Source organism: Sphingobium sp. V4, assembly GCF_029590555.1.
Classification (GTDB): Bacteria; Pseudomonadota; Alphaproteobacteria; order Sphingomonadales; family Sphingomonadaceae; genus Sphingobium.
In genome coordinates this window covers 2,576,786-2,596,988 of record NZ_CP081001.1, presented here as the reverse complement: position 1 = coordinate 2,596,988, position 20,203 = coordinate 2,576,786, and the positions used below count along the sequence as shown (strand labels likewise).

18 protein-coding genes and 3 tRNA genes are annotated in these 20,203 nt (G+C 65.8%); 12 read left to right on the top strand and 9 right to left on the bottom strand.

Annotation, left to right across the window (positions count from 1 at the left end):
- Positions 1-47: 47 nt before the first annotated feature.
- From K3M67_RS12980 to K3M67_RS12970, 3 genes are all read left to right on the top strand, one after another.
- A tRNA-Phe gene (locus K3M67_RS12980) sits at positions 48-123 on the top strand.
- A 169-nt stretch (positions 124-292) separates the two neighbouring features.
- A complete protein-coding gene (locus K3M67_RS12975) occupies positions 293-541 on the top strand; it encodes an Arm DNA-binding domain-containing protein (RefSeq protein ID WP_285831651.1) in 249 nt (82 codons plus the stop codon).
- Between the two features lies 1 nt (position 542).
- Positions 543-824, top strand: a complete 282-nt coding sequence (locus K3M67_RS12970) for a phage integrase central domain-containing protein (RefSeq protein WP_285831650.1) — start codon at positions 543-545, stop codon at positions 822-824.
- Between the two features lie 610 nt (positions 825-1,434).
- Here K3M67_RS12970 and K3M67_RS12965 read toward each other — a convergent pair.
- Positions 1,435-1,509, bottom strand: a tRNA-Gly gene (locus tag K3M67_RS12965).
- Positions 1,510-1,843: 334 nt separating this feature from the next.
- On the opposite strand from K3M67_RS12965, the gene paoA reads away from it, so the two are divergent.
- From paoA to paoC, 3 genes are read left to right on the top strand one after another with little or no spacing between them, the layout of a single operon-like run.
- Entirely contained in the window at positions 1,844-2,494 is a 651-nt protein-coding gene (gene paoA / locus K3M67_RS12960; protein ID WP_285831649.1) for an aldehyde dehydrogenase iron-sulfur subunit PaoA, read from the top strand.
- A complete protein-coding gene (locus K3M67_RS12955; protein ID WP_066859789.1) occupies positions 2,491-3,447 on the top strand; it encodes an FAD binding domain-containing protein in 957 nt (318 codons plus the stop codon). Before paoA ends, K3M67_RS12955 begins: the two co-directional genes overlap by 4 nt.
- Positions 3,444-5,648 (top strand): aldehyde oxidoreductase molybdenum-binding subunit PaoC, encoded by a 2,205-nt coding sequence (gene paoC / locus K3M67_RS12950; protein WP_285831648.1) that lies wholly within the window; start codon positions 3,444-3,446, stop codon positions 5,646-5,648. The genes K3M67_RS12955 and paoC overlap by 4 nt, the downstream gene beginning before the upstream one ends.
- Positions 5,649-5,695: 47 nt before the next feature.
- Here the strand turns inward: paoC and K3M67_RS12945 are convergent, their stop codons facing one another.
- Together K3M67_RS12945 and K3M67_RS12940 are read right to left on the bottom strand one after the other, a co-directional pair.
- Complete coding sequence (locus tag K3M67_RS12945) at positions 5,696-6,088, bottom strand: acyl-CoA thioesterase (RefSeq protein ID WP_285831647.1); 393 nt, start codon at positions 6,086-6,088, stop codon at positions 5,696-5,698.
- A complete protein-coding gene (locus K3M67_RS12940; protein WP_285831646.1) occupies positions 6,088-8,160 on the bottom strand; it encodes a S9 family peptidase in 2,073 nt (690 codons plus the stop codon). Before K3M67_RS12940 ends, K3M67_RS12945 begins: the two co-directional genes overlap by 1 nt.
- Positions 8,161-8,270: 110 nt before the next feature.
- Between K3M67_RS12940 and K3M67_RS12935 the strand changes: the two genes are divergently transcribed.
- Positions 8,271-10,052: an aminopeptidase P family protein gene (locus K3M67_RS12935; RefSeq protein ID WP_285831645.1), complete on the top strand. Its 1,782-nt coding sequence runs from the start codon at positions 8,271-8,273 to the stop codon at positions 10,050-10,052.
- Positions 10,053-10,066: 14 nt separating this feature from the next.
- Here the strand turns inward: K3M67_RS12935 and K3M67_RS12930 are convergent, their stop codons facing one another.
- Positions 10,067-10,216 carry a hypothetical protein gene (locus K3M67_RS12930; RefSeq protein ID WP_285832968.1) on the bottom strand — a complete coding sequence of 50 codons (150 nt, stop codon included), beginning with the start codon at positions 10,214-10,216 and terminating at the stop codon, positions 10,067-10,069.
- 116 nt (positions 10,217-10,332) lie between these two features.
- On the opposite strand from K3M67_RS12930, the gene K3M67_RS12925 reads away from it, so the two are divergent.
- Positions 10,333-10,407: transfer RNA gene (locus K3M67_RS12925), tRNA-Thr, on the top strand.
- Between the two features lie 76 nt (positions 10,408-10,483).
- Here K3M67_RS12925 and K3M67_RS12920 read toward each other — a convergent pair.
- Positions 10,484-10,882, bottom strand: a complete 399-nt coding sequence (locus K3M67_RS12920) for a DUF1489 family protein (protein WP_285831644.1) — start codon at positions 10,880-10,882, stop codon at positions 10,484-10,486.
- A gap of 26 nt (positions 10,883-10,908) precedes the next feature.
- Complete coding sequence (gene mgtE, locus K3M67_RS12915) at positions 10,909-12,348, bottom strand: magnesium transporter (RefSeq protein ID WP_285831643.1); 1,440 nt, start codon at positions 12,346-12,348, stop codon at positions 10,909-10,911.
- A gap of 146 nt (positions 12,349-12,494) precedes the next feature.
- On the opposite strand from mgtE, the gene K3M67_RS12910 reads away from it, so the two are divergent.
- Complete coding sequence (locus K3M67_RS12910) at positions 12,495-12,947, top strand: peptidylprolyl isomerase (protein ID WP_066859766.1); 453 nt, start codon at positions 12,495-12,497, stop codon at positions 12,945-12,947.
- Between the two features lie 62 nt (positions 12,948-13,009).
- Here K3M67_RS12910 and K3M67_RS12905 read toward each other — a convergent pair whose 3' ends face one another.
- Both K3M67_RS12905 and K3M67_RS12900 read right to left on the bottom strand, forming a co-directional pair.
- Positions 13,010-13,699 (bottom strand): hypothetical protein, encoded by a 690-nt coding sequence (locus K3M67_RS12905; RefSeq protein ID WP_285831642.1) that lies wholly within the window; start codon positions 13,697-13,699, stop codon positions 13,010-13,012.
- Positions 13,699-14,328, bottom strand: coding sequence for a peptidase (locus K3M67_RS12900; RefSeq protein ID WP_066859760.1), 630 nt, complete (start codon positions 14,326-14,328; stop codon positions 13,699-13,701). The genes K3M67_RS12905 and K3M67_RS12900 overlap by 1 nt, the downstream gene beginning before the upstream one ends.
- Before the next feature lie 316 nt (positions 14,329-14,644).
- Between K3M67_RS12900 and K3M67_RS12895 the strand changes: the two genes are divergently transcribed.
- Entirely contained in the window at positions 14,645-15,196 is a 552-nt protein-coding gene (locus K3M67_RS12895) for an outer membrane protein (protein ID WP_066859757.1), read from the top strand.
- Between the two features lie 184 nt (positions 15,197-15,380).
- A complete protein-coding gene (locus K3M67_RS12890; RefSeq protein ID WP_285832942.1) occupies positions 15,381-18,962 on the top strand; it encodes a hydantoinase B/oxoprolinase family protein in 3,582 nt (1,193 codons plus the stop codon).
- Positions 18,963-18,993: 31 nt separating this feature from the next.
- Here the strand turns inward: K3M67_RS12890 and K3M67_RS12885 are convergent, their stop codons facing one another.
- Entirely contained in the window at positions 18,994-19,752 is a 759-nt protein-coding gene (locus K3M67_RS12885) for a class II aldolase/adducin family protein (protein ID WP_285831641.1), read from the bottom strand.
- 225 nt (positions 19,753-19,977) lie between these two features.
- Here K3M67_RS12885 and rpsU point away from each other — a divergent pair, with 225 nt between their 5' ends.
- Positions 19,978-20,184 (top strand): 30S ribosomal protein S21, encoded by a 207-nt coding sequence (rpsU, locus tag K3M67_RS12880; protein ID WP_021226581.1) that lies wholly within the window; start codon positions 19,978-19,980, stop codon positions 20,182-20,184.
- Positions 20,185-20,203: the final 19 nt, after the last annotated feature.

Genomic DNA, 20,203 nt, shown 5'->3' with positions numbered 1-20,203 from the left:
CCTATAGGCACGCCTCCATCCGGCGGACGCCTCCGCCAGGAACCCGTGCCCGGGTAGCTCAGTTGGTAGAGCATGCGATTGAAAATCGCAGTGTCGGCGGTTCGACTCCGTCCCCGGGCACCATTTGTTCTCTTTTCCTCATCCAGCAGCATCCAGAGCCACCCAGAAAATGGCGGAAAACGTCGGTTTTGAATAACCCATCGTCCCCGCACGTCCCCGGGGGTGCACTGTCAGCCACACACTGATCATGGTATTTTCATGGTATCCGGCAATTTGCCATTTCGGAGATACCATGATGGTCCTCACCGTCACGGCAACAAATGCAGCAAAATCAAAGGATAAGTCCTGCAAGCTGACCGATGGCTTGGGCTTGTATCTTCTGGTCAAGGAGATGGGCGGCCGTCTCTGGCGGATGAACTGCAGCTTCCTCGGAAAACAGAAGACGCTCTCCTTCGGCAGCTACCCCGAAGTGTCTCGCCAAGGCTCGCGAGAAGAAAACGGCGGCGCGAGGAGCGCTGGCAGACGGGCAAGACCCGGCTGAAGTGCGGAAGGCCAAGGTTCGCGAGGCGAAGGCCAAATCGGAAGAGACCTTCAAGGCGATAGCCGATGAATGGCTTGCCCGCCTCGAGATCGAGGGGCGTGCGACCAAGACGCTTCAGAAGATGCGCTGGCTGCTCGACCTCGCCTATCCGCTTATTGGCAACCGGCCCATCGCAGACCTCACCGTACCCGAACTGCTGGAAGTCCTCCGCACGGTTGAGGTGCGCTGGCGGTATGAGACGGCTACGCGCGCGGTACGCATTGGGAGGAGCGGATCAGGATGATGCTGCACTGGTCGAACTATCTCGATGAATTGCAGACAGGCGGTAGGGTTCTCAAGGCCAATTTCAGGCGAAGCTAGAGTGGGGCTCCGTGCCGCTTGCCGTCAGGCGCAACCGGTCCATTTTAGGTCTATAAAAGCGTGCTCCAGTTCTATGACCGGGCCGAACCAGGCTGGTGCGCCAGGGCCGCCGCCGTAGCGCATTACACACCGCACTTGTGGCGATCATTGAGCTAATCAAATCCGAGGGCAATTCTCTGCTTGAGGCGGAGTCATACCAAACCGTCCTTGAGGACCCGCTGCGGAATTTGCAGGGTGATGATTCCTACGGGGTGCCTGTCTCGGGCGTCGATTTTTGGCGAGTGGCCCCGCACGGTGCGGCAGGCTCATATTCAAGCAGCGCGGGCAGGCGCGTCCTGATCGCCAAGATCCTAACCTCTCCGCCACGGGTAAAGGTTCAATAGCTCGAGCCCTTGCGGCACCGGCCATCGGCGGAGGACCCACTCCGCCGATGGTTAGACGTTAGCGTGTAGCGCGCTTTTGCGGCACGTCGCGATGCGGTAACCCGGTAGGGCGGCCCGAAGGCCTCTGAGTCACGAAAATGTTGGAAAAACTGGAGCGGGCGAAGGGATTCGAACCCTCGACCCCAACCTTGGCAAGGTTGTGCTCTACCCCTGAGCTACGCCCGCTCTGGCGGCCGGAGAGTGTGTCCCTCTCGGCGGGTGGCGGGGAACTAGCAGCGCTTTCCGGGATCGGCAAGGGGGGAATTGCACAAAATTGAAATTCTCTTTCGCGGCCGCAAAAAGTCTCGGTTTTCCGCCATTTTTCGCTTGTGAAAAGATCGCGCGGCGGCGCTGCTCGCTGGTTTCAACGACGAATCACGGCGCTCCACCGTCATCTTGGGCGTTGGGCGTCAGCCGCGCTTCTGCTAATCTGTCGTCCGGAGGCAATGTTTGTGCCTGCAGAGGGATCATTTGCCGACGCGCTTCGTAATGACCAGCAGATCAGCAGGGAGGACCATCCATGACGTCCGATCATTTGACGCGCCGCGGCCTGTTGCGGGGCAGCGCCGTCCTTGCCGCATCGGCGCCCGTCCTCTCGAACGCGGCGGCCGCCGACGCGCCGCTCCGGAGCAGCAAAGGAACCCGCATGAGTCCCGTCGAACTTACCGTCAACGGACGCGAAGCGCATCTGCAACTCGATCCGCGCACGACGCTGCTGGATGCCCTGCGCGAGCATCTGCATCTGACCGGCACGAAGAAGGGCTGCGACCATGGCCAGTGCGGCGCCTGCACCGTCCTGGTCGAAGGACGCCGCATCAACAGCTGCCTGACGCTGGCCGTGATGCATGATGGCGAGAAGGTGACGACGATCGAGGGGCTGGGCACGCCCGAAGCGCTCCACCCGATGCAACGCGCCTTCGTCACCCATGACGGCTATCAATGCGGTTATTGCACGCCGGGGCAGATCTGCTCGGCCGTGGCGGTGCTGGACGAGATCGATGCGGGAATCCCCAGCCATGTGACGGAGGATCTGGACCGGGTGGCGATCAGCGACATCGAACTGCGCGAGCGGATGAGCGGCAATATCTGCCGCTGCGCCGCCTATCCGAACATCATCTCCGCGATGCGCGACGTTTCCGGCCAATCCGGGCGCGGGGAGAAGGCTGCATGAGGCCCTTCACCTACGAACGCGCAACCAGCGTCGAAGCGGCCGCCAAGGCAGCGGCATCGGTCCAGGGCGCGCGCTTCATCGCCGGCGGCACCAATCTGCTGGACCTGATGAAATTGCAGATCGAGACGCCGGCCCATCTGATCGACGTCAATCATCTGGGCCTCGACAGGATCGAGGAGACGCCCGATGGCGGGCTGCGCATCGGGGCGCTGGTGCGCAATACCGATCTGGCGGCCGACAAGCGCGTGCGGCGCGATTATGCGGTCCTCAGCCGCGCGCTGCTCGCCGGCGCATCGGGCCAGCTGCGCAACAAGGCGACCACCGGCGGCAACCTGCTGCAACGCACTCGCTGCCCCTATTTCTACGACACGCGGATGCCCTGCAACAAGCGCAAGCCCGGCAGCGGCTGCGGCGCTATGCAGGGGATGAGCCGCAGCCTCGCCATCCTGGGCGTCAGTGACGCCTGCATAGCCCAGCATCCCAGCGACATGGCGGTGGCGCTGCGACTGCTGGACAGCGACGTGGACACCATTGACGCCAATGGCGCGAAGCGGTCCATCCCGATCGCCGACTTTCACCTTTTGCCCGGCGACACGCCGGAGAAGGAAACGGTGCTCAAGCCGGGTGAGATCATAACCTCGGTCACTTTGCCCAAGCCGGTCGGCGGCACCCATGTCTATCGCAAGGTGCGCGACCGCGCCTCCTATGCCTTCGCCCTGGTGTCGGTGGCGGCGGTGTTCGGCAAGGATGGCAGCGCGCGCTTCGCATTTGGCGGCATCGGCGCGAAGCCGTGGCGCGTCGAGGAGGCGGATGCTGCCGCGAAGAGCGGCGCGAAGGTGGTGGCCGAAGCTGCGCTCGCCGGCGCCCGCACGACGCATCATAACGACTTCAAGAAGACACTGGTCGAACGGACGCTCGCGTCGCTCTACCGCCAGCGGGAGGCACGGGCATGAAGTTCGACGCGCCAGCGGGCATCAATCCGATCGACAAGGGCCGCGTGATCGGCATCCCCCATGACCGGATCGACGGCGCGGCCAAGGTTACGGGCACGGCGCCCTATGCCTATGAGCGTCACGATGCCGCGCCCAAGGCCGCCTATGGCTGGATCGTCGGCTCCGCCATCGCGAAGGGCCGGATCGCCGCGATGGACCTGCGCGCGGCAGAGGCTGCCCCCGGCGTTCTGGGCGTCGTCACCCACGCCAATGCCGGCAAGCTTGGCAAGGGCAGCATGAACACCGCGCCGCTGCTCGGCGGGCCGCAGGTCGATCATTATGAGCAGGCGGTCGCGCTGGTGATCGCCGACACGCTGGAAAATGCCCGCGATGCCGCCAGGCTGGTGCGCATCGACTATGCGCCGGAAAGCGGCAAGTTCGACCTGGCGGCCGAGCGGGTGAACGGGGTGATCCCGCCCGAAGGCTTTGGCGGCCCGTCCGACACCAAAGCGGGCGATTTCGACAGCGCCTTTGCGAAGGCGGCGGTGAAGGTCGAGCGGACCTACACCACGCCCGACCACAGCCATGCGATGATGGAGCCGCACGCCACCACCGCCGCCTGGAACGGAGACAGGCTGACCCTCTGGACCTCCAACCAGATGATCGCCTGGGGCGTGAGCGAAGTCGCCCGGACGCTCGGCATTCCCAAGGCGAATGTCCGGCTGGTGTCGCCCTATATCGGCGGCGGCTTTGGCGCCAAGCTGTTCCTGCGCGCCGACGCGCTGTTGGCGGCGCTGGGCGCCAGGCAGGTGGGCCGGCCGGTCAAGGTCGCCATCGCCCGGCACCAGATTCCCAACAACACCACCCATCGCCCGGCCACGATCCAGCGCATCCGGCTGGGCGCTGACAGGGACGGGGTGATCGACGCGATCGCGCATGAAGTCTGGTCGGGCGACCTGCCCGGCGGCGGCGCGGAAACGGCGGCGCAGCAGACGCGGCTCCTCTATCGCGGCGCGCACCGCATGACCGCGCACCGGCTCGTCACGCTCAACCTGCCCGAAGGCAACGCCATGCGCGCGCCGGGCGAGGCGGTGGGCCTGCTGGCGCTGGAAGTGGCGATGGACGAACTGGCCGAAGCGGCAGGTGTCGACCCGGTCGAGCTGCGCATCCGCAACGATGTGCAATATGATCCCGAAGCCGGTCCGCAACGGCCCTTCTCCAGCCGCAAGCTGGTGGAATGCCTGCGTGCAGGCGCCGACCGTTTCGGCTGGGCAAAGCGCAACCCGAAGCCGGGGCAGGTGCGTGACGGCCGCTGGCTGGTCGGCATGGGCGTCGCGTCCGCCTTCCGCAACAATCTCGTCACCAAATCGGGCGCGCGCATGGGTGTGGACGCTCAGGGGCGGGTGATCGTCGAAACCGACATGACCGACATCGGCACCGGCAGCTACACCATCATCGGCCAGACCGCGGCGGAGATGCTGGGCGTGCCGCTGGATCATGTGACGGTGCGCCTCGGTGACAGCCGCTTTCCTGAATCGGCCGGTTCGGGTGGTCAGTGGGGCGCGAACAGCAGCACGGCGGGCGTCTATGCCGCCGCCATGGCGCTGCGGGCGAAGCTGGCGGAAAAGGCGGGCTATGCCGCCGATCAGGCGCAGTTCGAGGATGGTCTCGTCAAACTCGGCAACAAGTCGCAGACCCTCGCCGCGCTGGCAGGGCGCGATGGCGTCTGGGCGGAAGACAGCATGGAGTATGGCGACCTCGACAAACGCTATGCCCAGGCGACGTTCGGCGCGCACTTCTGCGAGGTCGGGGTCGATGTCGACACGGCCGAGGTGCGCATCCGCCGGATGGGCGGCGCTTTCGCCGCCGGCCGCATCCTCAACCCCAAATCGGCGCGCAGCCAGGTGATCGGCGCCATGACCATGGGCGCGGGCGCCGCGCTGATGGAGGCGCTGGACGTCGACACCCGCTTCGGCTTCTTCGTGAACCACGACATGGCCGAATATCTGGTGCCGGTCCATGCCGACATTCCCGAACAGGATGTTCTGTTCATCGAGGAGCTGGACGACAAAAGCTCGCCGATGAAGGCCAAGGGGGTGGGTGAACTGGGCATCTGCGGCGCTGGCGCGGCAGTGGCCAATGCGATCTACAACGCCACCGGGATCAGGCTGCGCGACTATCCGCTGACGATCGACAAGCTGCTCAAGGTGCAGGTGGCCTGAGCCATATCTCGTTACCCCCGTTCGCTCGAAACGAACGGGGGTGGTTCTCAAACGAAGTTCGCCGCCACCTCCGCCGGGACGCGCAGGATGCGGCCCGACGCCTTGTCGATGATCGCCCAGGTGGATTTGGCCGCGACCTTCACCTTGCCGTCCGGCCCGGTGAACTCGATCAGCCGGTCGAAGCGCGCGCCGCGCGGTCCTTCCGGAATCCAGGTGCGCGCCGTCACCGTTTCGCCCTGCGTCACATTGCCGCGATAATCGACCTCATGCCGGGTCACGACCCAGATATAGGCTTCGACATGGGCAGGATCGGCGTCCTGCCGCCAATGTTCGACCGACACCTGCTCCATCCACTGGACCCAGACCGCGTTGTTCACATGGCCCAGCTCGTCGATATGCTCGGGCAGGGCGGTGATCTGCCTGGTGAAACTCGACGCCATCAGCCCTCCACGCCCAATTGCCACAGGATGAAGGCGAATTCCTCCGCCGTTTCGTGCAGGCTTTCGAACCGGCCCGACTTGCCGCCATGGCCCGCGCCCATATTGGTCTTGAGCAGCAGGATATTCTTATCGGTCTTGGTCGCACGCAGCTTGGCCACCCATTTGGCCGGTTCCCAATAGGTCACGCGCGGGTCGTTGAGACCCGCCGTCACCATCAGCGGCGGATAGTCCTGCGCGCGGACATGGGTGTAGGGATCGTAGGACTGGATCGTGCGGAACGCCGCCTCATCCTCGATCGGATTGCCCCATTCCGGCCATTCGCCGGGCGTCAGCGGCAAAGTCTCGTCCAGCATGGTGTTGAGCACGTCGACGAACGGCACATGCGCCACCACCGCGCCCCACAGGTCGGGATCGCTGTTGATGACCGCGCCCATCAGTTCGCCCCCGGCCGATCCGCCCGAAATGCTGATCCTGCCTTTCGACGAATAGCCAAGATCGATCAGCCCCTTCGCCACATCGACGAAATCGGTGAAGGTGTTCACGCGCTTGTCCAGCTTGCCGTCCAGATACCATTGCTGGCCCAGGTCATCGCCGCCGCGAATATGGGCGATGGCGAAGGCGAAGCCGCGATCCAGCAGCGACAGGCGGCTGGTCGAAAAGCCCGGCTCCATCGCCAGCCCATAGGCGCCATAGCCATAAAGGTGCAGCGGTGCGCTGCCGTCGCGCGGGAAATCCTTCGGGTAGACGATCGACACCGGAATCTGCGTGCCGTCGCGCGCCGCGATCATAAGCCGCTCCGCGGCATAGCGGCTCGCATCATAGCCCGACGGGATTTCCTGGACCTTCAGCACCTCCAACTCACCCGTTGCCAGATGATAGTCGTAGATGGTGTCGGGCGTGACCATCGATTCATAGCCGATGCGCAGCTTGGTCACGTCATATTCGGGATTGTCGTCCAGGCTCGCCGAATAGCTGGCTTCGGGGAAGGGGATGCGCTTGGGCGTGTGGGTCGCGTAATCGCGCAGTTCGATCTGGTCGAGGCCGTCCTGCCGCCCTTCGGTGACGTAGAAGCCCTTGAACAAAGTGAAATCGGTCAGGTAGAAATGCGCGTCCGCGCCAATCACCTCGTCCCACTGGTCGGGCGCGTCCAGCGTCGCCTTCACCAGCCGGAAATTGGGATGGCTGTCGTTGGTGCGGATGTAGAGCGTGCCTTCATGCTCATCGACATCATATTCGCGTCCGGCCTTGCGCGCGGCCACCAGCAGCGGCGTCGCGGTCGGATCGTCGGCGGGCACCAGCCAGGCTTCGCTGGTGACATGATCGCCGGTCGCGATGACGATCCACTTTTCCGATGAAGTTAGGCCGATCGAGACTCGGAACCCCTCGTCATCCTCATGGAACAGCTCGACGTCGCTCTCGACGCTCTGGCCCAGCCAGTGCAGCCGCGCATTGTCGGTCCGCCAATTCTCGTTGGCAAGGCCGTAGAGCAGCCCCTTGCTGTCGGCCGTCCACACCAAGGACGACAGCGTATCGGGGATCACTTCGGGCAATATCTCGCCGGAGAAGAGATCCTTGATCCGCGCCTCGAACCGTTCCGACCCGTTGGTGTCGATGGCGTAGGCGAGGTAGCGGCCGTCCGGGCTGACCGACATCGCGCCCAGCCGGAAATAGTCATGCCCCTCGGCCAGCGCCGGTTCGTCAAGGATCAGCTGATCCTCGCCGCCAGCCACGGGCTTGCGATACCATTTGCGATATTGCGCTCCCGTCTCGAAGGCGCGCCAATAGACATAGTCGCCATCCTTCTGCGGGACGGACTGGTCATCCTCCTTGATCCGGCCCTTCATTTCCTGGAACAGCGTGTCGAGCAGCGGCTTGTGCGGCGCCATGGCCCCTTCGAACCAGGCGTTTTCGGCCTCCAGATAGGCCAGCACATCCTTGTCCTGCACATCGGGATAGCCGGGGTCGCGCAGCCAGGCCCAGGGATCGTCCACGGTGATGCCATGACGCGTGAAACTGTGCGGGCGGCATTCGGCGATGGGGGGCAGGGAGGCAGGCTGCATGTGATCGGTCATCAACTATCCATGGGTCAGACGGGGCGGACGCTGGAATAAGCGCGCCCGTCCCTCTATGTTGTCGGCATTATGGCCGGTGCAAGAGGCCGGAATGATCCAAGGGAAGTTCGATGTCCAGTTATGAAGATCGCCTGAAGGCTTTGCGCGCGCAACTGGTGCGCCAGCGGCTGGACGGTTTCGTGGTGCCGCTGACCGACGAGCATATGAGCGAATATGTCGGCGCCTATGCCCAGCGGCTCGCGTGGCTGACCGGATTTCAGGGGTCTGCGGGCAGCGCCGTGGTGCTGCCGGAGGAAGCGGCGATCTTCGTCGACGGCCGCTACACGCTCCAGGTGCGCGAGCAGGTCGACGGCGCCCACTGGCAATATGAAAGCGTGCCCCAGACGTCGATCGCCGCCTGGCTGAAGGATCATGCCGGGCAGGGTGCGCGGATCGGCTATGATCCCTGGCTCCACACCCGCGCCTGGGTGGAGCAGGCGACGCAAGCCCTGGCCGAGAAGGGCGCGGAGCTGGTCGCGGTCGACACCAACCCCGTCGACGCCATCTGGCCCGACCGTCCGGCGCGCAGCGACGCCAAGCTGGTCGTGCATGACGATCGCTTCGCCGGCCAGTCGGCCGCCGAGAAGCGCGCCGCCATGGCCGACTGGCTGACGGAGAAGAAGGCCGACGCCGTGATTCTATCCGCGCTCGATTCGATCGCCTGGACCTTCAACATCCGCGGCAAGGATGTGGAGCGCACGCCCGTCGCGCTCGCCTATGCCATCGTTCATGCCGATGCGACCGCCGACCTCTATGTCGCGCCGGAGAAGATGGACGAAGCCGTCGCCCAGCATCTGGGCAATGCGGTGCGCGTGCATGATGGTGCGACCTTCTCCACCGCGCTGGCGGATTTCGCGGGCAAGACCGTGGTTGCAGACCCCGAACGCGCCGTCGCCGCCATCTTCAACGGGCTGGACGAAGGCGGCGCGACCGTGCTGTCGCTGCGAGACCCCGCCGTCCTGCCCAAGGCGATCAAGAATGATACCGAGATCGCCGGCCACAAGGCGGCGCAGGCGCGCGATGGCGCCGCGCTCAGCCGCTTCCTCCACTGGATCGCGGTCGAAGCCCCCAAGGGCAACCTCACCGAACTCTCCGCCTCCGATCGGCTGGAAACCTTCCGCAAGGACACCGGCCTGCTCGAAGACCTGTCCTTCGATACCATCAGCGGCGCGGGGCCAAATGGCGCGGTCGTCCATTATCGCGTCGAGGAAAAGACAAATCGCCCGATCGAGACCGGCACCCTCTATCTGGTCGATTCGGGCGGCCAGTATCGCGACGGCACCACCGACGTCACCCGCACTGTCGCCATCGGCACGCCGACCGACGAAATGCGCCATCGTTTCACCCTGGTCTTGAAGGGCCATATCGCGCTCGCCCGCGCCGTCTTTCCGAAAGGGACGCGCGGCGGCCAGCTCGACGCCCTCGCCCGTCAATATCTTTGGACCGAGGGGCTGGATTACGCCCATGGCACCGGCCATGGCGTCGGCAGCTTCCTGTCGGTGCATGAAGGGCCGCAGCGGATCGCCACCTTCGGCGGCGGCGACGAGCCGCTGGTGGCAGGCATGATCCTCTCCAACGAGCCAGGTTATTACAAGGCCGGCGAATATGGCATCCGCATCGAAAATCTGGTGCTGGTGGAGGAACGCGCGATCCCCGGCGCGGAAAAGGACATGCTGGGCTTCGAGACGCTGACCTTCGCCCCGATCGACCGCGCGCTGATCGCCACCGACTTGCTGAGCGGTGATGAGCGCGCCTGGCTCGACGCCTATCATGCCGCCGTGCTGGACCTCGTGGGGTCGCAGCTGGAGGGCGATGCATTTGCCTGGCTCCAGGCTGCCTGCGCGCCGCTCTGAAGCGGGCAGGCCTGTCAATCGGCGTGATCGTCGCCCTTGGCATCGCCATCGTCGTGGCGCCGGGCTGGCTCTGAGCCGGCCCGGCTCTGCGCCTTGCGCCGGCGCAGATTGTCGCGCAAAGCCTGCGCCAGCCGCGCCTTTTTCTCGTCGTTCGTTTCAGCCATGGCGACGCGCATAAGCAAAATGCATCATCTGCCGCAAGTCGCCTTGACATGGGAAGCGCGGGCGGCCATAGGCGCGACCTCCGAAGCGCGCAGGCGCTCCGGAGCAGAAATAGAGTGCTGCCGTAGCTCAGTGGTAGAGCGCATCCTTGGTAAGGCTGAGGTCGCGAGTTCAATCCTCGCCGGCAGCACCATTTCTTCCCTTTTTCGATATTTGCCGGACCCGATCCTCCTTTCGGGGATCGTGATGTCGTGCGCGCGCGCTGCGGCTCAGACCAGCCCCAGCCGCGTCAGTTCCCCCAGCATCCTGGACGGCATCGCATCCAGATCGTCGGCTTCGCCGCCATTCAGGTCCGGCGGCGCATCCTTGTCCTCCAGATAGCGCCAGCCCTGATGCGCGCGTTTGGGGCTGGCGCGCACGGGGATCAGTGTCGGCGCCAGCCGGATCCAGTAGCGCCCCTGGCCCGTTTCCTGGAAACCCATCAGCGGACTGCGCCCGACCAGCGCATGGCCATGAATCCAGTAGAGCGACCCGCCATCCAGTTCCTCCAGCCGCTTGGGCAGATAGCGGGTGGTCAGGCGCGCCTCTCCGGCATGGCTTTCCAGCCAGGCGCGCAGGGAGGCGGGGCTTTCGCTCTGGAAGGCGATCTTGGTGAGGTGCAGGGGCATGGGACGCCCTAAGATGGGCGCTCTCGTCAGCCGGTCAATCCCGCGGCCGTGGCGAGGCCCAGGAAAGCAAAGAAACCCATCGAATCGGTTATCATGGTGACGAAGATGGACGAAGCGACCGCCGGGTCAAGGTTCATCCGGTCGAATGCCAGCGGCACGGCCGCCCCCGCAAGGCCGGCCGTGACGATATTGGTGATCATCGCCGCGGCAATCACGCCGCCCAGCGCCATGTTCTGGAACACCAGCCCCACGCCGATCCCCAGCACCACGGCCACCGTCGCCCCGTTGAGCAAGGCCACGCGAATCTCGCGCAATATGGTGCGCCGGGCGTTGGAGCCGGTGATCTGGTTGGTGGCGAGCGCGCGCACCGTGACCGCCATGGTCTGGCTGCCGGCATTGCCGCCCACGCCCGCGACGATCGGCATCAGCGTGGCGAGCGCCACCATCTTCTGGATCGTGCCTTCGAATATGCCGATGATGGTCGACGCGACCAGCGCGGTCAGCAAATTGGTCAGCAGCCAGCGGACGCGCGCGCGATAGCTGTCCATCACCGGCTCGTTGATGTCGCCCTCGCCCGCGCCCGACAGACGGAGAATATCCTCGCCCGCTTCCTCGGAAATGATGTGGACGACGTCGTCCACCGTGATCATGCCGACCAGCCGGCCCGACGCGTCGACGACGGCGGCGGAGATCAGCGCATATTTCTGGAAGCGCAGCGCGACTTCCTCCTGGTCCATGTCGACCGGGATCAGCGTCTGCTCGCGCTTCATCAGGTCGGCCACGGCGATGCCGCGCGGACAGGTGAGAATCCAGCTGAGCTGGCAGGTGCCGATCGGCTTGTGCGTCGCGTCGACGACGAAGATTTCCCAGAAGTCGCGCGTCAGGTCGCCATTGTCGCGCAGATAGTCGATCACCTGGCCGACCGTCATATGCTCGGGCACCGCGACCAGGTCGCGCTGCATCAGGCGGCCGGCCGATTCCTCGGGATAGGACAGGGCGCTCTCGATCGCGGCGCGGTCTTCCGGCTCCATCGCCTCGAGGACGGCCTGCTGGTCGGCCTCCTCCATGTCCTCGATGATCGCGACGGCGTCGTCGGTGTCCAGTTCCGACGCGAATTCGGCGACCTGCTCCGGCGCCAGCGCCCCGATCAGGTCGTCGCGGACATAGTCGTTCAGTTCGGAAAGAACCTCCGCGCCCACCAGGTCGCCCAGCGCGGCGGCGACGTTCGCCCGCTGTTCCGACGGGGTCAGTTCCAGCAGGTCGGCAATGTCGGCGGGGTGAAGCGGCGACACCAGGTCGCGCGCCTTTTCGCTGTCGCCTTCCTCCACCGCGTCGAGCACGGCGGTGAGGTAGGCGGGCTTCAGCCGGTCGTCCTCGTCGTGGCTGGCTTCCGCCGCCTCGACGATCGCTTCGTCAAATTCTGCGCCGTCCACAAGGGGTTCGGCCACATCGCCGCGCTCGCTCATGGCGCCCCCTACTGTCCGGTTCCTGTAACATTCTGTCGCTTTCGCCGATGCACAACCGAAATGCAATGGGGAGACAGCGCTTCCATCGGCCTCATTAGCCTTTATATGGGCTCATCTGTTCCTTCCCCGGCAAGAGAGGATTTTCCATGGCCGACGAAACACTCACCCTTTCCCTCGACAGCGGCGGCGACGTCGTCATCAAGTTGCGCCCGGACCTCGCGCCCGGCCATGTCGAGCGCATCACCACCCTGGCCAAGGAAGGCTTTTATGACGGCGTGGTCTTCCATCGCGTCATCCCCGGCTTCATGGCGCAGGGCGGCGACCCGACCGGCACTGGCATGGGCGGGTCGAAGCTGCCCGACATCAAGGCGGAATTCAGCCGCGAGCCGCATGTGCGCGGCGTCTGCTCGATGGCGCGCGCGATGAACCCGAACAGCGCGAACAGCCAGTTCTTCATCTGCTTCGACGACGCGACCTTCCTCGACGGCCAGTATACGGTCTGGGGCGAAGTCACGTCGGGCATGGAGCATGTCGACGCGCTGCCCAAGGGCGAACCGCCCAAGACTCCGGGCAAGATCGTCAAGGCGACCGTCGCCTGACCTGCCCCGCCTGAAAGGCTGAAAGGACGCCCGGCCCTTTGACAGGCCGGGCGTTCCTGCGTTCAGGGCGTGCGCGCCATTCCGTCCGTCATGGAAATGGTCCTGGCCGCTTCCGCGCCATTGTCGATGTCGTCCGTCGCGGGCGGCGCCACATAGGCGCCGATCGATTCGATGTGCCAGCGCCGCTGTTCCTCGGTCGATCCGGGGACGTCATTGACCCGGCGCAGCGTGACCTGCCGCAGCATATGGAACGGCTTGCCGTTGGCGGCGATCCGGCCATAGACCTGCACCGGCACCGTCACATGGACGGAGCCTGCGGCGCCTTCGGTTTCGGACGGCGCGCCGACATTGGCGTGAATCTCGCCAAATCCGCGAAAGCGCGCCTCGAAATGGGCGTCATCCTGCCCTCCGATCGCGCTGCCGGGATTCCACAGATCCTGCGCATCCTCGAAACGCTTTTCCTCCAGCAAGCCATAATAGCCCTGCACCACCTGCGCCGCGCCCTGCGCGCTGTCCGGGTCGATCGTTCCTTCGGCGACCGGCGCAGGATCGACCGGCAGGCCGCCGGGCGTGCCGGGGGCGGGCGGATTGAGCGGTTCCATCAGCGCCATCGCTTCGGCGCGGACATTATTTTCCACCTGCGCGGCATTGGCGCCATTCGCCAGATTGTCGATTGCGCTCTCCTCCCGCCCGTCGCACGCGGCGACGAGCAGGAGCGGGAGCCATGCGGCGGCCCTGATCGATCCCCGCATCAGTCCGGGCGCACCCGTGCTGCCGGATCACGGCCGCCGCCCGACCGCATCGGGCGATCGGCACGGGGGCCGGGCGAGGGCCGGTTGCCCCATTCGCGCTGCGCGCGCGGTTCGCTCATCCGGGGCTGGCTCATCTGGGGCCGGGGTTGCGGTGCGGGACGGACGGCATTGGCGCCATCATTGCCGCGCCAGCGACCGCGACCGACATTGCCGTCCGCGTCCGGGCGCGGACGGGTCCAGTTTCCGGGCCGCCCGTCGCGATCCGCCTGCCGGTCGTTGCCGCGCCAGTCGCGCCGTCCGTCCCGGTCCCGGCCCTGCCAGCGATCGTCGCGCCGTTCGGCGCGGCGGCCTTCCCAATAGCGGCGCTGACCATCATTCCAGCGGTGACGCCGGCCTCCCCGGTCATAGACATAATAGCCGTTGCCCGGATAATAGAAGCCATCATACCAGCCATAGCCGCCCGGATAATAGCCGGGGCTGTAATAGGGGTCGTAATAGCCGCCGCCATAATAGCCGCTGCCTACGCTCACTCCGCCATAGCCATAGCCGTCGTCATAGGCGCAGCCGCCAAGGGCCAGCGCACCGGCAAGGCCCATGACGGCGAGAAACCTTTTTGCGGTTCCAGTCATCGCCTGTCTCCTTAACAGTCTTTCTGATGACGGGAATAACGCCCTCAGTTTGAATTGGTTGTGAATGGGCGAGGGGATGGTGCGCAAGCGTTTATTCCCCGTTCAGAAAAGTCGCCTTCCGTTCATCGGGGCGACAGAAACCGTGTTCTTTCCGTCACATAATCGACATTTGCCCGATTTTCCCGATCCGTTGAGGAAACCTTCGGGCAGGCCCGCTCATTTCCTCTCCGTCGCCCGGACGCTTGCAGCGCCGGACATGCGGCCCGGCGGGTCCACACCGCCGCTTGAATCCCCACAGATAAAAAGGGTCATACCCATGAAGACACTGGTTTTCACGGCAGTCGCTGCCGCGTCGCTGCTTCCCGCCGCCGCCCTGGCGCAGGACGCCGACTCCACCCGTCGCATCGAGCCCTATGTCGGCGTCATGGGCGGCGTGCATAATTTCGACAGCGAGACCGGCAAGGAAGGCATCCCGCCCGTCGGCTACAAGGGCCGCATGGTGGAGGGTGTCGCCGGCGTGAACTATAATGTCGCCGGCCCGATCGTGCTGGGTGTCGAAGGCACCGCGTCCAAGGGCGTGTCCGGCGACATCGACTGGGAATATGGCGTGGCGGGCCGCGCTGGCGTGAAGGCGGGCAAGGACAGCCTGATCTTCGGCAAGGTTGGCTATAAATGGGTCAATTTCGACGCGCTCGGCCCGGACAGCCCGGATTTCCACGGCACCACTTATGGCGCCGGCGTGGAATTGTCGCCGGCGGACATGGGCGGTTCATCTGAACGCAGCAATATCCGCCTGCGCGTCCAGGCCGACACGCTCGGCAATTTCCGCTCGATCCGCCCGATGGCGGGCGTCGTCGCGAAATTCTGACACCTGGCGAATAGGGGGCGGGACGAGGCCAGGCCGGTCCCGCCCCTCATCGGTCACCTCCCGTGGCGGGAGTTGGGGTGCGGAACGGCATTAGGACTGCTGCCGTTCCGCATTCCCCTTGAGCCTGCTTGCTGTACTGCCCTGCATCTTGCAAAGCGCGGGCGGCCTCTCCATCACGTCGGCCATGACCTGGCATTTCTGGATCGATCGCGGCGGCACCTTCACCGATGTGGTGGCGCGCGACCCCGATGGGCGGCTGCACACCGCCAAGCTCCTTTCCAGCGATCCCGAACGCTATGCCGACGCGGCGGTCGAAGCGGTGCGCCGGCTGACCGGCGCGGGCGACGGCCCGGTCCCGCCCTGCGCCCTGCGCATCGGCACCACCATCGCCACCAACGCCCTGCTGGAACGCAAGGGCGAGCCGGTGCTGCTCGCGGTGACGCGCGGTTTTCGCGACGCGCTGCGCATCGGTACGCAGGAACGGCCCGACCTTTTCGCCCGCCACATCATGCTGCCCGAACCGCTCCATGCCGATGTGGTCGAAATCGACGAGCGGCTGATGGCCGATGGCGCGATCCGGACCCCGCTGGACGAGGCGACCGCCCGCGCGGCGCTCCAATCCGCCCATGACCGGGGGCTGCGCGCGGTCGCGATCCTGCTGATGCACGGCTATCGCCATCCCGCGCATGAACGGCGGCTGGCGGACATCGCGGCCGAGATCGGCTTCACCCAGATCAGCGCCAGCCATGACGTCGCGCCGCTCATCAAGCTGATCGGGCGCGGCGACACGACGCTCGCCGACGCCTATCTTTCTCCCGTGCTGCGCGCCTATGTCGATGGGCTGAAGGCGGCGCTGGGCGATGAAAGCGACATGCTGTTCATGCAGTCGAACGGCGGCCTGACGGATGGGGCGCTGTTCCGGGGCAAGGATGCCGTGCTCTCCGGCCCCGCCGGCGGCATCGTCGGCCTGGCCCGCACGTCGGAGCAGGCGGGTTTCCATGACGTCATCGGTTTCGACATGGGCGGTACCTCGACCGACGTGTCCCATTATGCCGGCGCCTATGAGCGGGACAATGAAGCGCGGGTGGCGGGCGTGCGCCTGCGCGCGCCGATGATGCGCATCCACACCATCGCGGCGGGCGGCGGTTCCATCTGCACCTTCGTCGACGGCCGTTTCCGCGTCGGGCCAGAATCGGCGGGCGCGGTGCCGGGACCGGCCTGCTACCGGCGCGACGGTCCGCTCACCATCACCGACTGCAATGTCATGCTGGGCAAGATCCAGCCCGACTTCTTCCCCAGCCTGTTCGGACCCGCAGGCGACCAGTCGCTCGATCGCGACGTGGTCGCGCAGCGCTTTGCCGCCCTCTGCGCGCAGGTGCGGGCGGAAACCGGCCGCCGCATGACCCCGCAGGAAGCGGCGCAGGGCTTCATCGCCGTCGCCGTCGCCAACATGGCCAATGCGATCAAGCGCATTTCGGTCGCGCGCGGCCATGATGTCGGCCGCTACACGCTCGCCAGCTTCGGCGGGGCGGGTGGGCAACATGCCTGTCTGGTCGCCGACGCGCTGGGCATGGACCGGGTGATGATCCATCCGCTGGGCGGTGTCCTGTCCGCCTATGGCATGGGGCTGGCCGACCGCCGCTCGGTGCGCGAGCGGACGCTGGCCCTGCCGCTCGATCCGGCGGCGATGCCCGACCTGCAGGCCGCCGTCGACGCGCTCGCCGCCGAAGCCCACGCCGACCTGCCGCAGGCCGACCGGACGGAAACCCTGCTGCGGCTGCGTTATGATCGCACCGACAGCCTGTTCGATGTGCCGCTCGCCGACATGCACGCCATGCGCGCCGACTTCCTTGCCCAGCATCGCGCCCGCTTCGGCTTCGCCGGGCAGGGCCGCATCCTTGTCGACATGGCGCGGGTCGAGGCGATCGCCGCGACGCGGGAAGCGATGGACGGCATTGTCATGCTTGCCGACGAAGCGGCGGCGCCGCTGGCGGCAATCGACTATGCCGGCGTCCCCGCGCCCGTCTACGACCGGGCGGGCCTGTCCGCCGACAGCGAAATAGACGGTCCCGCGCTCATCATCGATCCGGTCTCGACCACCGCCGTCGAGCCGGGATGGCGCGCGCGGGTCGACGCGATCGGCAACCTCATCCTCACCCGCCATCGGCCGCGCACGATGCCGGAAACCGACTCCGAAGCCGGCGTGGTCGATCCGGTAAGGCTGGAGGTGATGGGCGGCCTGTTCATGGCCATCGCCGAGGAAATGGGCGCCGCGCTCCAGCACAGCGCTTCGTCGGTCAACATTCGCGAACGCCTGGATTTTTCCTGCGCGCTGTTCGACGCGCAGGGCAATCTGGTCGCCAATGCGCCGCACATGCCGGTGCATCTGGGCAGCATGGGGGACAGCATTCGCGCCATCCTGCGCCGGCGCGGGCCTGATGCGGACGGCCTGCCGCGTGACGGCCGGGGGATGCGGCCGGGCGATGTCTATGCGCTCAACGCCCCCTATGACGGCGGCACCCATCTGCCCGACGTCACCGTGGTCATGCCGGTGTTCGTCGACGGGCGGGCCGCGCCCTCCTTCTACGTCGCCGCGCGGGGGCATCATGCCGACATCGGCGGCATCACCCCCGGATCGATGCCGCCGGACAGCCGGTCGGTGGAGGAAGAGGGCGTCATCCTCGACAATCTGCTGGTGGTCGACCGGGGCGATTTTCGCGAAGCCGCGATTCGCGACCTGCTCGCCGCCGGTCCCTGGCCCGCGCGCAACATCGACCAGAATATCGCCGACCTTGCAGCCCAGATCGCCGCCTGCGCCAAGGGGGCGGCAGAATTATTACGGATCAGCAACGATTATGGCGTGGATACCGTCGCGGCCTATATGGCCCATGTCCAGGACCAGGCCGAAGCGGCCGTCCGCCGCCTGATCGGCCGGTTGTCCGACGGCCGCTTCGCCTATCCGATGGACAATGGCGCAACTGTCCATGTCGCTGTCGAGATCGACCGGAAATCCCATGCGGCGACGATCGACTTCACCGGCTCCTCCGCCCAGCTGCCGGGCAATTTCAACGCCCCGCTCTCGGTCGTGCGCGCTGCCGTCCTCTATGTCGTGCGGACCCTCATTGACGAGGCGGTGCCGATGAATGACGGCTGCCTGAAGCCCGTCACCATCATCGTGCCCGAAGGATCGATGCTGCGGCCCCGTCATCCCGCCGCCGTGGTCGCGGGCAATGTCGAAACCAGCCAGGTCGTGACCGACGCGCTGTTCGGCGCGCTCGGCGTCATGGCCGGTGCGCAGGGGACGATGAACAATTTCACCTTCGGCAACGACTGCCATCAATATTATGAGACGATCGCGGGCGGCTCGGGCGCCGGTCCCGATTTCGACGGCGTCGACATGGTCCAGACCCACATGACCAACAGCCGCCTCACCGACCCGGAAATCCTCGAAGCCCGATTCCCGGTGCTCTTGGAGGAATTTTCGATCCGATCCGATTCCGGTGGGGCGGGGCGGCATCGCGGCGGCCATGGCGGGGTGCGCCGCATCCGCTTCCTGGAGCCGATGACAGCCGGCATCCTCGCCAATCGCCGCATCGTCCCGCCCTTCGGCCTTGACGGCGGGGCGCCGGGGGCGCCGGGGCGCAACTGGGTGGAGCGTGCCGACGGCAGCGTCGAGCCGCTCGGCTCCACGGCGACGGCGGAACTGCAGGCGGGCGATGCCTTCGTCATCGAAACGCCGGGCGGCGGGGGATTCGGGCAAGCCTGACCCTTCGCTCGAAAGGGCCGGGCGTCGGCCTTTACCGCTGCCAGCTCGAATCGATCCGGTCGATCACCCGCACCATGGACTGGAAATCCGGGACGCCCGGCCCGACCGGCAGCTGGACCCCGGCCAGATCGCGCTGATGCACCGCGATCACCTCCGGCGGGATGTCGATCGGCGTCCCGGCCGCGCCCGCCGCCACCTGGATCTCGCACGCCCGTTGCAGCATCCACTGCTTCAGGAAGGCTTCGGGCAGGGTCGACGCCATCACCAGGGTTCCGTGATTGCGCAGCATCATCACCCGCCTGTCCCCCAGATGCGCGATCAGCCGCTCGCCTTCCTCGGGCCGAATCGTGACGCCTTCAAAGTCGTGATAGGCGATGCGGCCGATGAAGGCGGCGGCATAGAAGCTGATCGGCCGCAGCCCTTCGGCGCACGCGCTCACCGCCATGCCGGCGGTCGTGTGGGTGTGGATGATGCAATGGGCGTCAGGCAGGTGCCGGTGGAACACGCTGTGCTGGGTGAAGCCCGCCCGGTTGACCGGATAGGCGCTGCCGTCCAGCACATGGCCGTCAATGTCGATCTTGACCAGGTTGGACGCCGTCACCTCATGATAGCCAAGGCCGAACGGATTGATGAGGAAGGCATTGTCTTCCCCCGGCACCCGCAGGGTGATGTGGTTGTAGATGAGTTCCGACCAGCCCATATGGTCGAAGATGCGGTAGCAGGCGGCGAGCTGCTGGCGCGCCTCCCATTCTTCGGGCGACATGCTGGGCTTGGGCGCGGTGGTTGCCATGGCGATCCTCCTGTGTCTTTTATCGCGCCACTATCCGCCCGCTCGTCGCAAAAGTCGAGGATCGGGCCTTTTGGGTTGAATTTGCGCGACTCTGCTGATAGGGCGCCGCCCACATGGCGCAGGATGACCTGCGACGACTCACTGGCTTTGCTATTCGGTCGGGCCGTCGGGAAGGACTGGATGTCCCGGCGAACCGCCCGTTTTTGATTGGAGATTGACGGACTTATGCAGATCATCGTTCGCGACAACAATGTCGACCAGGCCCTCCGCGCGCTCAAGAAGAAGCTGCAGCGTGAAGGCGTGTATCGCGAAATGAAGCTGCGTCGTCACTACGAGAAGCCGTCGGAAAAGCGCGCCCGTGAAAAGGCCGCCGCAGTCCGCCGCGCGCGCAAGATGGAGCGCAAGCGCGCCGAGCGCGACGGCGTCCGTTAAGACGCTGTTCTGACGGGGC

Coding starts and splice junctions, on each gene's coding strand:
- K3M67_RS12975 (WP_285831651.1), top strand. CDS start 293: ATGATGGTCCTCACCGTCACGGCAACAAATGCAGCAAAATCAAAGGAT.
- paoA (WP_285831649.1), top strand. CDS start 1,844: ATGACGTCCGATCATTTGACGCGCCGCGGCCTGTTGCGGGGCAGCGCC.
- K3M67_RS12955 (WP_066859789.1), top strand. CDS start 2,491: ATGAGGCCCTTCACCTACGAACGCGCAACCAGCGTCGAAGCGGCCGCC.
- paoC (WP_285831648.1), top strand. CDS start 3,444: ATGAAGTTCGACGCGCCAGCGGGCATCAATCCGATCGACAAGGGCCGC.
- K3M67_RS12945 (WP_285831647.1), bottom strand. CDS start 6,088: ATGGCGTCGAGTTTCACCAGGCAGATCACCGCCCTGCCCGAGCATATC.
- K3M67_RS12940 (WP_285831646.1), bottom strand. CDS start 8,160: ATGACCGATCACATGCAGCCTGCCTCCCTGCCCCCCATCGCCGAATGC.
- K3M67_RS12935 (WP_285831645.1), top strand. CDS start 8,271: ATGTCCAGTTATGAAGATCGCCTGAAGGCTTTGCGCGCGCAACTGGTG.
- K3M67_RS12930 (WP_285832968.1), bottom strand. CDS start 10,216: ATGGCTGAAACGAACGACGAGAAAAAGGCGCGGCTGGCGCAGGCTTTG.
- K3M67_RS12920 (WP_285831644.1), bottom strand. CDS start 10,882: ATGCCCCTGCACCTCACCAAGATCGCCTTCCAGAGCGAAAGCCCCGCC.
- mgtE (WP_285831643.1), bottom strand. CDS start 12,348: ATGAGCGAGCGCGGCGATGTGGCCGAACCCCTTGTGGACGGCGCAGAA.
- K3M67_RS12910 (WP_066859766.1), top strand. CDS start 12,495: ATGGCCGACGAAACACTCACCCTTTCCCTCGACAGCGGCGGCGACGTC.
- K3M67_RS12905 (WP_285831642.1), bottom strand. CDS start 13,699: ATGCGGGGATCGATCAGGGCCGCCGCATGGCTCCCGCTCCTGCTCGTC.
- K3M67_RS12900 (WP_066859760.1), bottom strand. CDS start 14,328: ATGACTGGAACCGCAAAAAGGTTTCTCGCCGTCATGGGCCTTGCCGGT.
- K3M67_RS12895 (WP_066859757.1), top strand. CDS start 14,645: ATGAAGACACTGGTTTTCACGGCAGTCGCTGCCGCGTCGCTGCTTCCC.
- K3M67_RS12890 (WP_285832942.1), top strand. CDS start 15,381: ATGACCTGGCATTTCTGGATCGATCGCGGCGGCACCTTCACCGATGTG.
- K3M67_RS12885 (WP_285831641.1), bottom strand. CDS start 19,752: ATGGCAACCACCGCGCCCAAGCCCAGCATGTCGCCCGAAGAATGGGAG.
- rpsU (WP_021226581.1), top strand. CDS start 19,978: ATGCAGATCATCGTTCGCGACAACAATGTCGACCAGGCCCTCCGCGCG.